A 15708-nucleotide genomic window follows, 5' to 3' on the forward strand; every position below is an offset into this window, starting at 1 on the left:
TTCCAGGGAGGGAAGGGAAAGGAAAGTTGCCAGGTTTTTCTGGAATTTGCCGGCGGCCCTGGCCTGTTCTTCTCCGTCCGCAGGGTTGGCTTCAGACATCCTGTACAGCGCCAGCATGGCTCCGGATAAGGATTTGCGGGCGTCTGCCGCTTCCGCCTGCGCGATCAGGGGCCGGTTGATGGATTCAAAATAGGCCACCTGGTTTTTTACTGTGGTGTTGTCTATCCAGGACCCCATGTACGGGGTAATGACTGCACCGCCCAGAATGGCCATGATAAGGCCCGCCGCTCCCAGTTTCACTTCAGACCCCAGTCCGCGCAGGGCGATGCCGTAAATAGTGGGGAACATCAGGGACATGCAGCCGGAGATGCCGACCAGCGTCCAGACGGAGATTTCCCTGGGCAGATAGATGGTGCCCAGGCAGCAGAAAATGCCGGCGACGGCGAAAAGGGACATCATGTTGGCCGGGTTAAATTTTTTCATCAGGGCCGTAGTGATGGCGCGGCAGACGATAAACAGGATGATGGAAAAGATATAGTAGTTGGAGGCTGCCGCTTCCTGCATTCCGGGGAAGACAGACATGATGTATTTAATCGTCCACGTCCACACGGCGATCTGCACGCCTACATAGAAAAACTGGGCAGCCACGCCGCAGAAGTAGCGCGGAAGCTTCACCAGCTTCATAAGCTGGCAGCGGTAGTCCGGCATGATGAGCAGGAAGGCGATGGGGCCGATCATCATAATCAGAATTTGCTGCACCATGCTGAATTCGAAAGAGGAATAGTACTGGAACAGGAAGGGGATGAGAATCAGGGCGATGCAGAGGCCCAGGCGGCCTAGTTTGGAGGAAAGGGGCTGCGTGTTTTCCCGGGTGGGCACGTTTTTATCGTCGGATTGGTAACGGCAGAAGAAAAACCAGATTACGGCGGCGATGGCTACCAGGCCCACATAAGGAACGCACACCCAGAAGAGTTCATCGCTGACAATGGCGTTCAGCTGTTCCGGGTCCATAGCTTTGCGGGTGTCCATGTCCGCATCGTTCAAGTGCGCCAAAATGAAATATTTGGCCAGGAAAATACCCGTCAGGGAGCCTATGGGATTGAAGGCCTGGGCGAAGTTCAGACGGCGGACACTCGTTTCCTGGGCCCCCATGGAGAGAACGAAGGGGTTGCAGGTGGTCTCCAAAATGGAGAGGCCTCCGGCCAGCACGAAGATGGCTGCCAGATAGATATCGAAACTTTGCCCGATGGCGGCGGGAATATAGCACAGCGCGCCTATCATGTAGAGCCCCAGTCCGATGAGGACGCCCGCCTTGTAGGAAAATTCCTCCAGAAGGATGGAGGCGAAAATGGCAAGCACCGCGTATGCCCCATAAAAGGAAATTTGAACTCCGGCGGATTCCGAAGCATTGATCATGAATATTTTGCTGAATGCCGGGACCAGGTTGTCCGTCATGTTGTTCAGGAGGCCCCACAGCGCAAAACAGGAGACCAGCATGAAGAACGGCAACCGGTACCGTTGGGGAACGATCGGCACGGTAGAGGTACGGTTGTTATCCATATTGCTTTTGCCAATTTCTCATAAGGACGGCGGTGCGTCAATCTGGAAACCTGAAAGAGTCCAGAAATTATCCAACCTGTTGATAGAAAAAATAAAAGGATGTTTTTTTCGTGGTGATGCCCCGTCAGTGTCCGCAGCAGAAGCTCTTTCTTCTTGACTTGTGTTTTTGCGGCGGCTAGGGACAGAAAGATGAAAAAGAGCATTCTGGCAGTCTGTCTGGGCCTGGCGGGATTCTGGAGCGTTCAGGCTGAAGATTCCCCCATTGCGGATCCGGAAAGGGTAAATGAACAAAGCGATGCGAAACTGCTTTCAGGGGAATTGTTGTCGGATCATGTGGCGGAAGCGGAGTTTACGGGAATGATTCACCGGAAATGCATGTTTCTTACTTCCCTGTGTCCGGACAAGTGCGACCACGCCAAGGATTTCGCCGTTTTCCGGATCGTCAAGTACCTGGATTACCGGAAGCCGGGCAAGTACGGCGATGAAAAGCAGGAGCAGCTGATGGTGGACGTTAATCCGGCACACAAGCCCCTTCTGCAGGGCGCGGATGTTTTGAAGAAGATATCCGCCCTCAAACCGGGGGACAAGGTGGTTCTTCACTGGGCCCATTACTATATGCACCGGAACTCCAGTTCTTTCCCGGAACGCCCCGTGATTTCCGTGGAGCCGGCGGCTCTTTCCGAAGGAAAAACGGGAAAATAAGGACTGGTCTTTCTTCAGGCTGTTCAAGCGGGGCTGGACGCAACGGAAAGCCGTGTGTTAGAAAACGGACCGGCAAATGGCGCTGCTCCGGGCAAGATTGGCCTGATGAGCGGCGTATATATCCAGCGAAACACACCATAAATACGATGCGTTTATCTTTGAATACATTAACGGGGGTAGCCCTTTTGTGCGCCTTGGGGCTGTCTGTTCCCGCTGCTCTTGGTACGGAAAGCTTTGAGCAGGCCAAACAAGGCAGGTTCACGTCTCTTCCCACCAAATACGGCCCCATGTCCTGCGGGGACGGCGTGGCGGAAATCGGGAGAGGAGGAAAATCCGGGAAATCTTCCCTGCGAATGTTCGGCGGGCAGGATACCGAATTGAAACTGGACTTGAAGGATATTCCTTCCAGAGAAGTCCGGTTGTCTGCTTGGGCGGAGCGATGGACCGGACAGGCCCCTTTTGAATTTTCCATTGTGGCCATAGGGCCGAAGGGAGAGAAGAAGATTTATGACGGCAAGGATATCAGGACGGGCGGGTTTCATACCAAGATAAAAGCCAGTGTTCCCGCCGGAACGCGTTCCCTGCTGTTCAGGCTTACTTCTCCGGAGAATAAGGGAATGAAGCTGGACGATTTGTTCATCGTTCCCTGTATTCCCATGAAGGTGAATCCTCAGGTGGAGATGGCCTCTTCCGCCTATCCGGTGATGGTGCGCATCCCGTGCAACCCTGTTCTTTCCCTGAATGTCCGGACGGACGGCTGCCTTAATCCCCAGTTCCTGACAGCCGTCAATCTGGATTTTACGGGTACGACGAAGCTTTCCGACATTGCATCCGTGACCGTCATACGGGGGGAAGAGGAGCCCCACGTTCATCATGGGGAAGAGCCGTTTCCGAAAGACTCTTCCCAGGTTCTTGGCACGGTAAAGCTTGCCGGTTCCACGAGACCCCAGATTTCTGTGAAGGGGAACATGGAGCTGGAGCCCGGAGACAATTACCTGTGGGCTTGCGTGACGATGAAAGAAGGTGCCTCCTTGGACGGCAGGGTGGTGGTGCGTCCGGCCAGCCTTGTGGCGGGCAATAAACTGGTGAAGGTTGCCAATGCGGCTCCCGTAGCGCAGCGCATCGGCGCGGCCGTAGTCAGGCATGGGGATTTCAACTCCAAATTTTACCGTATTCCCGGGCTGGCCCGTTCCAAGAAGGGAACTCTGCTGGCCGTGTACGATATCCGGTACAATCATGCCGGAGACCTGCCTGCCAACATTGACGTGGGCGTAAGCCGTTCCGCGGACGGAGGCCGTACCTGGTCTGACGTCAAGATCGCCATTGATGATTCCAGGATTGACCCTTCTCTGGGGGCTACCAAAGGCGTAGGGGATCCGGCCATTCTGGTGGATGAAAAGACGGGGCGCATCTGGGTGGCCGCCATATGGAGCCACAGGCATTCCATCTGGGGCAGCAAGTCCGGAGACAATTCCCCGGAGGCCTGCGGACAGCTGGTGCTGGCCTACAGCGATGACGATGGCCTGACCTGGTCCAAGCCGATTAATATTACGGAACAGACCAAGAACAAGGATTGGCGCATTTTGTTCAATGGCCCCGGCAACGGCATTTGCATGAAAGACGGCACGCTGGTTTTCGCCGCCCAGTATTGGGACGGCAAGGGGGTGCCGTGGTCCACCATTGTTTATTCCAAAGACCGGGGGAAAACCTGGCACTGCGGCACGGGCGTCAACCAGCAGACGACGGAAGCCCAGGTGATTGAGCTGGAAGACGGTTCCATCATGATCAACGCCCGGTGCAACTGGGGCGGTTCCCGCGTAGTGGGCGTTACGAAGGACCTGGGCCAGACCTGGGAAAAACACCCCACCAACCGCACTTCCCAGCTGAAGGAGCCGGTCTGTCAGGGCAGCCTGCTTGCCGTGGACGGCGTGCCGGGGGCGGGCAGAGTGGTTCTGTTTTCCAATCCCAATACCACATCCGGTCGTTCCCACATGACGCTGAAAGCCTCTACGGATGACGCCGGTTCATGGCCGGAAGACAAGTGGCTCCTTTACGATGCCCGCAAAGGCTGGGGGTATTCCTGCCTGGCGCCGGTGGACAAGAACCATGTGGGCGTGCTGTACGAATCCCAGGGAGCGCTGAATTTCCTGAAAATTCCCTACAAGGATGTTCTTAACGCCAAAAATGCGCGCTGATTCCGTTTCCCGGTAACATGTTGAACGGGCCGTTTCCTCTGGAGAACGGCCCGTTTTTTGTTCCGGGTGTGTTTTTGTGAAAGGAGCTGGCCGCCGGGCTCCGGGAGATTATTTGCCGCTAAAGGCGGAAAACCGTGCAGGAAACGGCTCATCTCCCTCTGACGGGAAAGCTGGCAGTGCATTGTTAATTTTTTGAAAGACGAAATTGTCAGGATAAAAAGGAAGCAAGAGCTTCCTTCAGCATGTTTCTGGCGCGGAACAGCAGGCTTTTGGTAGCGGGAACCGTCATATCCAGCACTCTGGCTATTTCCTCATAGGGCATGTTTTCGAAACGGCGCAATTGAACGGCCAGCCGCGCCTTTTCCGGCAGGGCTGCGATTGCCGCGTCCACGGCTTGCCGGAGTTCCGTATGCTCCAGCGCTTCGTCCGGGGCCTGGGAAGGTTCCAGAAATACGGCCATTCCTCCTTCCTCCTCCATGGCGTCTGCGGAGGTGGTAGGCTTGCGTTTCTGGCGGCGCACTTCATTGAACACCAGATTGCGCAGGATGGTGAACATCCAGGTGGTAAACCGTGCGGAAGGTTCGTAATTCCCGGCTCCCTTCCAGATGCGGATGAATACCTGCTGGGCGATGTCCTCTGTCTCCGGACCGTTGTTCAACATGCGGGCCACAGCCGCATATACGGAATTCTGGTGTTTGCGGACCAGCATTTCCATGGCGGAAGCGTCGCCATTCCTGACCCTCAGCATCAGCTTGGCATCTTCGTCTGGTTCCGCAGGCGGCATGTCTTGTGCTTCGTCCATGAAATACCCTTCTATAAACCCCGTGTCCGGTGAAAGGTTGCGGCCGGCAGGGCGTATTCCAGAAAAAAGTTTATCCTGTCTTTACATGGCTGACGAGATGAAAACAGGTCTTTCTTTTTTCGCACAGGGGTCTGGTAAAACTTTTGCTCTTTTCGAAGCCCGGAAAATATTCACGCTTTTGAAGAAGCGGGGCCGGGGCGTTGATGGATTCCTTCCATGCCCGCCGATTTGACAAGGGCGGAAGGGGATTGTCAGGGGGGGCGGAATGCCTTCCGGAAGATCGATTCAACTGGATTGACGCGTGCCAGAAGGAACGTTCCCCCGGAGGGAGGGGGGCTTCCCCGTGTTGATTTCCGGGAGGAATGGCGTCCGTCCCTTTGGCGCTCCGGTTTCACCACGCCGGGCTGGAAAACGCTTGGATGGAGAGAAAGTCCATGTTATTCTTTTTCCAGTTCGGCAGGGGTGCCCAAATAAAGGCTGAGATTGCGGGAACGGCATGCTGTTTCCGCAGAACCCTTCAAACCTGATGCGAATAATTCCGCCGCAGGGAGTTCGATGGAACGGGCTTGTCCCGTTTTTCGGGGAGGTTTCGTTTCCGCTGTTCCCCTGCCGGAACAGAACAGCACTCATCCCATGAACGATACCTCCAATTTGTCCTATCCCGGTTCCCGCCGCATTTATGTTCCGGGCCGTCTGTACCCGGATGTCCGGGTTCCCATGAGGGAAATCCTTTTGAGCGATACCTTGCTGCCCGACGGCACCTCCCATCCTAATGACCCGGTGCGCGTGTACGATTGCTCCGGCCCCTGGGGGGACGCTGCGTATGAAGGGACTGCAGAGAACGGGCTTCCCCCCCTGCGTGCCGCCTGGATACGGGCCCGCGGGGATGTGAAAGAGGATGAGGGGCAGGAGCGCTCCCTGCGTGCCGCGGGGGAAACGCCTGTGACACAGCGTTATTACGCTCAACAGGGCGTTGTTACGCCGGAAATGGAATTTGTCGCCATCCGGGAAAATTTGGGCAGGGAACAGGTTTTCAAGGCGATATACGACCGCTATCCGAACGCCAAAAGCCGCCCGGACAGGGCTGCGGAAGCCCTGGAAACGCTTACCATGATGCCGAGGCCGTCCGAATTGGAGGCGCAGGAAGGATTTGGGCCGTCCAGCATGGTGGCCCGCGACCGGCTGGATCACCAGCATGCCCCGGAACGTCGGAAGGGCTGCCGCATGCCAGCTTACTTTACGCCTGAATTCGTTAGGGATGAAATTGCCTCGGGCCGTGCGCTGATTCCCGCCAACATCAATCATCCGGAATGTGAACCGATGGCCATCGGCCGCAATTTCCTGGTAAAAATCAACGCCAACATAGGCAACTCCGCGCTGGGGTCCAGCATTGAGGAGGAGGTGGAAAAGCTGCGCTGGGCCATTCACTGGGGGGCGGATACCGTCATGGACCTGTCCACCGGGAAGAATATCCACGCGACGAGGGAATGGATTTTAAGAAACTCCCCTGTTCCCATCGGGACTGTACCCATTTATCAGGCTCTGGAAAAGGTGGGAGGAAAGGTGGCTGACCTGAGTTGGGAGGTTTTCCGCGATACCCTGCTTGAGCAGGCCCGCCAGGGTGTGGACTATGTGACGGTGCACGCCGCCCTTCTGCTCAGGTTCGTGAACCATACGGCACGGCGCATGACGGGCATCGTTTCCCGCGGCGGTTCCATCATGGCGCAGTGGAGCATGATCCACGAACAGGAAAATTTCCTTTATTCCCACTGGGATGAAATTTGTTCCATTCTGGCGGCTTACGACATTGCCGTCTCCATCGGGGACGGCCTGCGGCCCGGTTCCGTGGCGGACGCCAACGACTTCGCCCAGCTGGCGGAGCTGGAAGTGCAGGGGGATTTGACCATGCGCGCATGGAAGGCGGGCGTGCAGGTCATGAATGAAGGCCCCGGCCACGTTCCCATGCATCTTATTGGAGAAAACATGAGCAAGCAGCTGGAATGGTGCATGGAAGCGCCCTTTTATACGCTGGGGCCGCTGGTAACGGACATCGCCCCCGGTTACGACCATATTACCGGAGCTATCGGGGGGGCGATTATCGGCCAGCTCGGCTGCGCCATGCTTTGCTATGTAACCAGAAAAGAGCATCTGGGGCTTCCGGACAGGGAAGACGTAAGGGAAGGCGTGGTCACCTACAAGCTGGCGGCCCACGCCGCAGACCTGGCGAAGGGGCATCCATCCGCGCAATGGAGGGACAACGCTTTGGCCCAGGCCAGGTTTGAATTCCGCTGGGAGGATCAATTCAATCTTTCTCTGGATCCGCAAAAGGCGCGTTCCTTCCATGACCTGACGCTTCCTCATGCCAACGCCAAAAAAGCCCATTTCTGTTCCATGTGCGGTCCGGATTTTTGCGCCATGCGCCTGAGCCAGGATGTCCGCCGCCGCTCGCAACAGTAGGCGTCTTTGTTCAGGAGTTTCTGATGAAGCCGGTTCTTCTTAAAAAAGAATGACACGCGCAGGGATAATGCTATAGTGCGGTTAACATGAGAAGTTCATTTTTTTCTGCAATTGGCGTTCTTTCCTTGGCCTCCGCTTTGATTTGTTCCGCGTCTTCCTCCTGGGAGACTGATTGGAATAAGGCGTTGGAGAAAGCCGGAAAGAGCGGACAGCCGGTACTGGTTGACTTTACCGGTTCCGACTGGTGCCCCGGATGTATTTATCTGCGCAAGAATATTTTTGACACGGATGCGTTCGCCAAATATGCGGCGGATCATCAATTCGTGCTGCTGGAGCTGGATTTTCCCAAGACCGCCGGGAAAATGCCTCCGGAACAGCTTAAATTCCATGAAGATCTGATGCGCCGTTACGGCGTTTCCTCATTCCCGACTGTTTTGCTGATGGAAGGGAATGGCGCTCCTTATGCTAAAATAATGAGTGCGACCAGGACGCCGGAGGAATATCTGAAGAAACTGGAGGCTGCCGGAGAAACGAGGAAGAAGTTGAAAGAGGCTGTGGCGGCGGCCCTGCCGCTGAAAGGAAAGGAAAAACTGGAGCAGCTTGTTAAGGCCCTGAACGTGCTTCCGGAAGATTTGCAGCCTTTTCAGAAGGAGTTGATTGCAGAAATTTCCGTCTTGGACCCGGAAGATAAATACGGATTCTCGGGGAAGTCTGAAAAGGCTGCAACCATGGAGAAGCAACGGCTTATGTGGGAGCAATTCTGCCGGAAATATTCGGGAAAATTCTCTGCGGCAGATATGCTCGCCGCCCGTAAGGAAGCATTGAATATGCTGGAAAATAAAGACATGCTCCCTCCGATTCGTCTGGAAATCGCCAAATATATCAGCGATGGGTATGCCTTGGAACGTAATTTCCCCAAGGTTCTGGAATACTTGAAAATTGCCCGGGATGCCGATCCGGAATCACAGGCGGCCAAAAAGCTGGAACCATGGATTGAAAACATGCGGAAATTTGTCAATCAGGAGAAGTAGAAGTTGTCCGGAAAGGCATGGCGGCCTTCTGCGGGAGGCTGCCATGCCTTTCCGTTTTTTATTTTAAACAAAAAAATGGGGCTGTTGCGCTATGGCTGATGAAGGGAACGAATATGCAGAAATGAATACGCCGGCCTATGTCAGAAAAGAGGAGGTGATCGAGGGAGAAAGCAGCCATTTGCTGAGTTGGGATGAGTGGCTGCGGGAACATGCTGCCCAGTTGCTGTTGTTTGCCCGCCAGCAGTCCCGCTCACCGGAAGATGCGGAGGACATACTTCAGGATGCCCTGATACGCCTGGCGCGCAAGGAGGCCTCCGGGGAATTTGTGGGAGGGCAGGAGGCGTGGCTCTCCTATGTCTTTGCCTCCATCCGGCGTCTGGCGGTGGATTATGGCCGCAAATCCGACCGCCGTCAGAAAAGGGAAGATGAGGCCTGCGCCGCTGAACAGGATGAGGATGTTTATGCGGACCCCTGGTTTTCCAGCGCTGCGGCGGATGAGGAACTCAAACAATTCATGGAAACGCAGCTCAGGAAGCTCCCTCCCAAGTTCTCTGAAGTCATTGTCCTGAAAATATGGGGAGAGCAAACTTTTCAGCAAATTGCGGAAACGCTGGAAATCTCACAGAATACGGCGGCGAGCCGGTACCGTTACGGGATTGACTTGCTCCGCAGGGCTTTAAGAAATAAAAAGAATCAATTCTAACGCCGTTCCGCCCTTATGAAACATGAGACAACATCATCTGCCGCAGGGGAGGAAGGCGGCGGTACTGCCGCCCTGCAGCCCCTTCCCGTATCTGATGAACTGATTTCCCGGCTGGCCGGAAAGTGTGAGGAAATCTTCCCTTTGAACAACCGTTTCCGCCGCGATGAAATCTCCGATGATGAAATTCATGAGATGGAATCCCTCTTGAAACGTCTTCAGCCCTCTCCGGCAAGAGTCCTGTTCAGGGAGCAGTGCTGTGCCCTGATGTGCGCGGAATCCGAACATGAGATGGAAACCCGGTTGAAAAGGCTTTCCGCTTCTTCCATGCTGGAATTTTCCGTCTGTAAAATGGCGCAAGCCATGAATTGCGCCAGTGATGAGAAACGGGAAAAAGCGTTGAACATCTCCCTGTGGCGGCGTTTTGCCTGTATTTCCGGCATTTCTGCGGCTGCCGCTGTGGGGGCTGTCATGCTGGTTCAACATGCACTGGCGCCTTCCGGCGGAACGGTGGCTGCCGGAAATGCCGGGGAAGCCTCCACGGAAAAGGCTGAAACGCCTGTAATTCCCGGTGAAAAGCGGGAATTGCTCCGGATGCCCACCATTTTTGAACTGCAGGGAGGGGATGAGCGTGTGCCTGTGATTGCTCCTGCCGTTATCCGCAGGATTCTTCCTGAAAAGGAATACTAAGAAAGTGCGGTGCATGCATCTCGCCGGAATGGGCGATCTGTTGCGGCCTTCAGGTTTTTCTTGGTAGGGAGGAAAGAAGCCCGGCTGGCGTCATGGTGATAAGAAGCCGGAAAATCAGCGGTTTTATCCCAAGGGGAGAATCTTTTATTTTGGAGATATGGTATTCTCCGATATTCTGCGGCGTGGGAAGGAAGAAAAAATGCACGAATTTTGAACATTGTATGGACAGATGTTGTATATTATCCCACATGGATATGAAACCCTGTATCTTTCTGACATTGGGATTGCTGGCAGGTTCGGGCTCCGGATATTCCATTGACCGGCCCGCAGGAAGTACGGATAACCTTCAGCCGCCTCCTCTGACGCCATACACGCATCAGGTCAGGCCTCTCCCCTCTTCCAAACCGGCCAGACTGGGAATTGTTCCGGGCACGGTGCCTCAAGCGCTTGTTGCCCAGCTGGAACTGAGCGGATTCCCCGGAGTGCTGGTGACCAAAGTGATGCCGGACAGCCCCGCGGCCAGGGCCGGGCTTCTGGAAAATGACGTCATCGTCAAGCTGGGGGATGTTTCCCTGTCCGGTCCGCAATCCGTGACGGAAGCCCTGTCTGAAAAGGCTCCCGGAGACAGGATTACAGCGGTATTCTACCGGAAAGGAAAGCGGGAGACTGCTGAAATTACCCTGGATGGGGGAACGCTTTCCGCTGAAGAAATATTGGCGGCTCAGGGGGATCCCCGCACGCAGCCGCACGCAGTTCCCTCCGTTCGGCGTCAGGCGGCGCCTTTTTCCGGAATGTCTGCACGGCCTCATCTTTCTCAGCGTATTCTGGATATTCAGCAGATGATGGATGAGTTTTTGGGAGATTCCGCCATGGATGATTCCCGGATGGACGACATCATCGGCCGGATGAACCTGACTCCCGGCGCGGCGCAGATGCTTCGGAGCTTGCAGGGCCTTCACCAAATGCCTATGCCTCCCATGGGCAAGGTCTCCGGAGGAGGCCAGAGCACGTCTTCCGTCCGGATGTCGGATGCCAACGGGACTATCGTGGTTTCTTCCAATTCCCGGACGGGAACCACAGTTCATGTGACGGACTCCGCAGGGAAAGTTCTGTATTCCGGTCCCTACAATACGCAGGAGGAAAAAGCCGCTGTACCGGAAGCCGTCAGGGAACGTTTGAAAAACATAGAAACCAATTTCTGCTTTTAACGATTTCATGAAATAGCGGGGAAATCCGGATTCATGGAATTAACGGCAGCTGCCCCGTATGGGGCAGCTTTTTTATTCAGTGAAAGGGAGGGGAATTCTGCAATCCGGCCACAAGCCGGCTTGCCGGAAGGAGCTACAGAATTCCGGTCAACTTCCGGTAAGTCTCCAGGGCAAAGGAATCCGTCATGCCGGAAATATAATCAAGCATATGCGCCAGGCGCGCAGCCTCCCCTCCGTTATTTTGGGGCACGTCGGTGCCCTGAAGCATGATGGCGATTTTTTGGGATTGTCCGGAGGACGGATGGTTCACCCATTCCATAAAGAAGTCGATCAATTCGCCCAGAACCTTGTACCCCATGGCTTCCACCTCAATAACCTCCCTGGCGCGGTACACATTCTTGATGGCGTACTGGTACAGGCCGTTCAGCGGGGCGGACAATTCCGAGCTGTCTATCAGGGATTGTTCCATCCTTCCTTGCAGCAGATCTTCCTCGTGGTTCACGAAACTGTCCACAGCGGATTGAATGCTTTTTCCGATGGCGATCGCGCGCATGTAATGGATGCAGGAATCTTTTTCCTTCTTTTCTTCCAGCTCCCGGACATAACGGAGCTGGGATTCCGTCAGGAAAGGACTGAATAAATCCCTGGTGGGAGCAAAATCCAGAAGGCCGGAAAAGTACCCGTCCTCAATATCCGCGATGCGGTAACAAATATCATCCGCAGCCTCCATTAAATACGCCAGGGGATGGCGGCTCCAGCAAAGATGGGCTGCATCAGGTGTGGAACGCGGGATCAGACCCAGATGGCCAGCCATGAAAGAAGCCGCTTCCCTTTCCTGTTCCCCGATGCCGAATTTTTTGCATTCAAGTTTGTTGGCCGCAACTATGCTGCCTTTCTTGACGGCGGCGGAATAGGATTGCGTACAGGGATATTTCATAAAGGCACCCAAAACGGCTGCCGTCAGTTTCAGGCCGCTGCCCTCCATCGGATCACCTGTACGTGTCAGGATGCGGAATCCCTGGGCATTACCTTCAAAAGGCAGCTCCAGGCCGTGCCGTTTCAGGGCGGTTTCAATGGCGTCTTCTCCGGAATGGCCGAAGGGCGGATTGCCGATGTCATGGGCCAGGCAGGCGGTAGAAACAATGGTGGCAACATCGGAAGGCATGATAGGAGCAGGCAGGGAACCCTTTTGGGCCAGCCACTCCCCCGCCAGCATGCCGAGGGAGGAACCGATGTGGGCTACCTCCAGGCTGTGGGTCAGGCGGGTGCGGACGTAATCATTGCGGCCTAGGGGAAAAACCTGTGTCTTGTCCTGAAGGCGGCGGAACGCGCTGGAAAACAGAATGCGGCCGTAATCCCGGTCATAATTGCTGCGGTTTTTCTGCGGAGACGCCGTGCTCCGATGCCTGGACCCCCAGCGCGCGTCCGACAAAAGCTGCTGCCAATTCATCATCCCTGACATGGTAAAGAAATGCTACAGGGGAATGCCCGGCTGGAACAGAAGAAAATAGAGAGGGCATTCAATAGGTCAGCGTCAGTCCCGCTCCAATTGCAGGAGCGCCTTGCCGTCCGTGTCAATGCGCGCGTCCGCAATCAGGAGCGTGGGCAGCGTGTGCCGGGCGCGCAGTTTTTTTTGGTGAATCTGGCGTAACATGTCGCGTTCTCCGGCCGCCGGGCGGCGGCAAGCAGCACAAAAATGGAGGAAAATGGGAGCCGCGTTTGAATATGAAGGGGGAAAAGCACTGCCTGAAAAGACCTGCTCCTTGAATTTTCCGTTAAAATGGAACGGATGTGATGTGTTATGCTTTTCCCGGGGCTGGGCTGAATCGGGCATGCGGTCCGGAATATAGGCGTCTGGAATTTATTCCTGCGCAGTTTTTTTGAAGGGGATGGGGGCGATCAGGAAAGAGGACAGGATAAGCAGGCAGCCGATGAACAGCAGGAACATGTTGGGATGCTCCCTGAACAGAAGAAGGGAAGTCAGGGCCGCCAGGGGAATTTTAAGATTGTTCATAACCGCCAGCTTCACGGGAGTTACCCGCCGAGCGCCGTAATTCCAGAGGAAAAAACAGACTCCTGAAGCGATGATCCCCAAATAGGCCAGCAGCCACCATTGCACGGCGGAAATCCCCTGCCAGCAGGACAACCCTGACGGCAGGCCGGAGGGTAACGTGACCAGCAGAGCGCCTGCATAGGCATAGGCGAAGCAGGAAGCTTCACTTCTCCCGAACCGGGAATTTTTCAAGGAAATGTAGGCTATTTGACCTGCCGCGAAGCAGAGATTGGAAAGCTGGACAAGAACAATTCCTGTAAACACCCCGTTACCGGCGGAATATCCTTTCCAAAGGATGCCCGCTCCTCCTATGGCCGCAAGAATAGCCGCCGCCAGATGGAGCGGCGGAAGCTGTTTTTTCATCAGACCGTTAATCAGAACCACATAAATCGGCGTGGTGGCTGTAAAAAGGGCAACCTGGTGGGAAGGCAGATAGTGAAAGGCCGCGATATAGCAAAGATACATTCCTCCGAACTGGACGGCGCCTATGCCCATCATCACCAAGGCATGACTGAAAGGAACCCTCCGGACGAAGGGGAGGAAAACGGCAAGCGAGCCGGCCATGCGCGCCATCGCGACAAAGCTGGCAGGGAGGCCGGACAGGCAGTTTCCCAAAAGTCCGAATGACAACGCCCAGATGAAAGACGTGAGCAGCAACGCAGACATGCGGGCGGAGCATACGGAGAAAGGAAAACCAAGTCAATGCCCACGGCGCAGAGCACATAGTCGGGGACATGCAAGATTACCCAAAAAACGGGGTGAGATAATGCTCCTAAACATAAAAACACCCCGGAATATTGAATTCCGGGGTGTTTAGGAAAATGGTACGCGGTACTGGTTTCGAACCAGTGACCCCATGCGTGTGAAGCATGTGCTCTACCACTGAGCTAACCGCGCATTTGCAGTGCGGAGGGAATATATCGTTCGTGCCGGGGATTGGCAAGGAGTTTTTTGAAATCGGGTGAAAAAGGATTTCGCTTTTCCGCCGTCAACAAGTTCCCGGAGGAATGACCGGCGTACTGTCTTCTTCGAGGAACGTTTGGAAAAGTGGAAAGGTGGCTTAATTCCGGCTTGTACAGCATCAACCGTCTTCCTACACTCCGGGCATGAGTTGCACAAGCCCTCCCAGAGCATGGGCCCAGATTGATACGAATGCGCTGAGACACAATTTGAATGTCGTCCGTCGCGTCATGCCGGATCACCGTCTGATGGCTATTGTTAAGGCGGAGGCTTATGGGCACGGTCTGGAAGGGGTGGTGAAGGCCTTGGATGGCGAAGATTGCGCTTTTTTTGGCGTTGCCACGGTGGCGGAGGCCTGCCGGGTGAGGGATGCCGGGGCAACAACATGCCCGTTTATTCTCGGCCCCTGTTTTGCGGGGGAGCGGGAGGAAATTGTGCAGAACGGCTGGCGCGCCGCTCTTTCCAGCCTGGAAGAGGCGGAGCATTTCAATTCCCTGGGCGCCCTTTACGGCAAAACCGTCCATGTTCATTTGGGCGTGGATACCGGCATGGGGCGCAGCGGTTTTTTACCGAGCGAATTGCACGGCCTGACGGATAAACTCAAACAGTTCAGTTATCTGGATCTGGAGGGCGTGTTTTCCCATTTATCCGCAGCTTCCGACGATATTTCCTTCACCCACGGGCAGATCAGCGGCTTTACGGAGGCCGTAAACGAACTTTCCCAAGGCCACCGGTACAGGTTCCGGCACCTGTGCAGCAGCGCCGCTGTGTTTAATTACAAGGTTCCCTGCGCCAACATGGTGAGGCTGGGCAGAATCCTGTACGGGTATTCCCCCATGCCGTCTCCCTATAATAAGGAGCTGCGGCCTACCATGACCCTGTACAGCCGCATTACTCTGATACGCACGCTGCCGGGAAATCACGGCGTTTCCTACAACCACTGTTATATAACGAAGGGGAGCACGAAGGTGGCCACTATCGGCATCGGCTATGCGGACGGCTATCTTCAATACCTGTCCAACCAGGGAGCGAGGGTGTATATCAATGGCCAGTACTGTCCTGTTTTGGGCCGTGTGACGATGGACCAGATCATGGTGGACGTTACCTATATGGACCATGTGGAGACCGGAGACCTGGTGGAAATCATGGGGCCAAATGTAAGCTGGGAGGAGTTGACGCGCCGCGCCAATACCATTCCCAGCAACGTACTGACCAGCATCAGCGCCCGCGTGCCCCGGATTTACGTGTAGGAGGATGCCGGCTGTCAGCTGAAACGGTGCGGATGCCAGGCGATTGGGAGCTGTTGCCCGCCACCCGGAGAAAATCAGGGGGTTTGTTTGCGGATATATT

11 protein-coding genes, 1 tRNA gene, 1 pseudogene and 1 riboswitch are annotated in these 15708 nt (G+C 55.2%); of the genes and pseudogenes, 8 read left to right on the forward strand and 5 right to left on the reverse strand.

Annotation, left to right across the window (positions count from 1 at the left end):
• Positions 1 to 183 precede the first annotated feature (183 nt).
• A pseudogene (locus tag O4G22_RS09565) lies at positions 184 to 1560 on the reverse strand (sugar MFS transporter); the annotation flags it as partial.
• Between the two features lie 189 nt (positions 1561 to 1749).
• Here O4G22_RS09565 and O4G22_RS09570 point away from each other — a divergent pair.
• Together O4G22_RS09570 and O4G22_RS09575 are read left to right on the forward strand one after the other, a co-directional pair.
• The gene (locus O4G22_RS09570) at positions 1750 to 2262 is read left to right on the forward strand and encodes a hypothetical protein (protein WP_306701643.1); all 513 of its coding nucleotides are present in this window, start codon (positions 1750 to 1752) and stop codon (positions 2260 to 2262) included.
• A 146-nt stretch (positions 2263 to 2408) separates the two neighbouring features.
• Positions 2409 to 4457, forward strand: coding sequence for a sialidase family protein (locus tag O4G22_RS09575; RefSeq protein WP_306701644.1), 2049 nt, complete (start codon positions 2409 to 2411; stop codon positions 4455 to 4457).
• 208 nt (positions 4458 to 4665) lie between these two features.
• Here O4G22_RS09575 and O4G22_RS09580 read toward each other — a convergent pair whose 3' ends face one another.
• Entirely contained in the window at positions 4666 to 5259 is a 594-nt protein-coding gene (locus O4G22_RS09580; protein WP_290488754.1) for an RNA polymerase sigma factor, read from the reverse strand.
• A gap of 448 nt (positions 5260 to 5707) precedes the next feature.
• A riboswitch (TPP riboswitch) is annotated at positions 5708 to 5827 on the forward strand.
• A 65-nt stretch (positions 5828 to 5892) separates the two neighbouring features.
• Here O4G22_RS09580 and thiC point away from each other — a divergent pair.
• The 5 genes from thiC (at position 5893) to O4G22_RS09605 (ending at position 11345) form a co-directional block, all read left to right on the forward strand.
• Positions 5893 to 7716, forward strand: coding sequence for a phosphomethylpyrimidine synthase ThiC (gene thiC / locus O4G22_RS09585; protein WP_306701645.1), 1824 nt, complete (start codon positions 5893 to 5895; stop codon positions 7714 to 7716).
• An 86-nt stretch (positions 7717 to 7802) separates the two neighbouring features.
• Complete coding sequence (locus O4G22_RS09590) at positions 7803 to 8747, forward strand: thioredoxin family protein (protein WP_306701646.1); 945 nt, start codon at positions 7803 to 7805, stop codon at positions 8745 to 8747.
• A gap of 91 nt (positions 8748 to 8838) precedes the next feature.
• Entirely contained in the window at positions 8839 to 9450 is a 612-nt protein-coding gene (locus O4G22_RS09595; RefSeq protein ID WP_295979581.1) for an RNA polymerase sigma factor, read from the forward strand.
• Between the two features lie 15 nt (positions 9451 to 9465).
• Entirely contained in the window at positions 9466 to 10137 is a 672-nt protein-coding gene (locus tag O4G22_RS09600) for a hypothetical protein (RefSeq protein ID WP_306701647.1), read from the forward strand.
• Between the two features lie 254 nt (positions 10138 to 10391).
• A complete protein-coding gene (locus O4G22_RS09605; RefSeq protein WP_295979586.1) occupies positions 10392 to 11345 on the forward strand; it encodes a PDZ domain-containing protein in 954 nt (317 codons plus the stop codon).
• Positions 11346 to 11478: 133 nt separating this feature from the next.
• On the opposite strand, the gene dgt is transcribed toward O4G22_RS09605, so the two are convergent.
• The 3 genes from dgt to O4G22_RS09620 all read right to left on the reverse strand — a co-directional run bounded on the left by dgt (position 11479) and on the right by O4G22_RS09620 (position 14295).
• Positions 11479 to 12807, reverse strand: coding sequence for a dGTP triphosphohydrolase (gene dgt / locus O4G22_RS09610; protein ID WP_128155186.1), 1329 nt, complete (start codon positions 12805 to 12807; stop codon positions 11479 to 11481).
• Positions 12808 to 13206: 399 nt separating this feature from the next.
• Entirely contained in the window at positions 13207 to 14064 is an 858-nt protein-coding gene (locus O4G22_RS09615; RefSeq protein ID WP_306701648.1) for an EamA family transporter, read from the reverse strand.
• A gap of 156 nt (positions 14065 to 14220) precedes the next feature.
• A tRNA-Val gene (locus tag O4G22_RS09620) sits at positions 14221 to 14295 on the reverse strand.
• A 209-nt stretch (positions 14296 to 14504) separates the two neighbouring features.
• On the opposite strand from O4G22_RS09620, the gene alr reads away from it, so the two are divergent.
• Positions 14505 to 15608 carry an alanine racemase gene (alr, locus tag O4G22_RS09625; RefSeq protein WP_094137102.1) on the forward strand — a complete coding sequence of 368 codons (1104 nt, stop codon included), beginning with the start codon at positions 14505 to 14507 and terminating at the stop codon, positions 15606 to 15608.
• The last annotated feature ends 100 nt before the right edge of the window (positions 15609 to 15708 follow it).

Source organism: Akkermansia muciniphila (assembly GCF_030848305.1).
Lineage (GTDB): Bacteria > Verrucomicrobiota > Verrucomicrobiia > Verrucomicrobiales > Akkermansiaceae > Akkermansia > Akkermansia muciniphila_A.

Excerpts from the sequence above, each read along its gene's own strand:
- O4G22_RS09615 (WP_306701648.1), bottom strand. The coding sequence starts at position 14,064 with ATGTCTGCGTTGCTGCTCACGTCTTTCATCTGGGCGTTGTCATTCGGA.
- O4G22_RS09590 (WP_306701646.1), top strand. The coding sequence starts at position 7,803 with ATGAGAAGTTCATTTTTTTCTGCAATTGGCGTTCTTTCCTTGGCCTCC.
- O4G22_RS09600 (WP_306701647.1), top strand. The coding sequence starts at position 9,466 with ATGAAACATGAGACAACATCATCTGCCGCAGGGGAGGAAGGCGGCGGT.
- alr (WP_094137102.1), top strand. The coding sequence starts at position 14,505 with ATGAGTTGCACAAGCCCTCCCAGAGCATGGGCCCAGATTGATACGAAT.
- O4G22_RS09605 (WP_295979586.1), top strand. The coding sequence starts at position 10,392 with ATGAAACCCTGTATCTTTCTGACATTGGGATTGCTGGCAGGTTCGGGC.
- O4G22_RS09575 (WP_306701644.1), top strand. The coding sequence starts at position 2,409 with ATGCGTTTATCTTTGAATACATTAACGGGGGTAGCCCTTTTGTGCGCC.
- O4G22_RS09580 (WP_290488754.1), bottom strand. The coding sequence starts at position 5,259 with ATGGACGAAGCACAAGACATGCCGCCTGCGGAACCAGACGAAGATGCC.
- O4G22_RS09570 (WP_306701643.1), top strand. The coding sequence starts at position 1,750 with ATGAAAAAGAGCATTCTGGCAGTCTGTCTGGGCCTGGCGGGATTCTGG.
- thiC (WP_306701645.1), top strand. The coding sequence starts at position 5,893 with ATGAACGATACCTCCAATTTGTCCTATCCCGGTTCCCGCCGCATTTAT.
- O4G22_RS09595 (WP_295979581.1), top strand. The coding sequence starts at position 8,839 with ATGGCTGATGAAGGGAACGAATATGCAGAAATGAATACGCCGGCCTAT.
- dgt (WP_128155186.1), bottom strand. The coding sequence starts at position 12,807 with ATGTCAGGGATGATGAATTGGCAGCAGCTTTTGTCGGACGCGCGCTGG.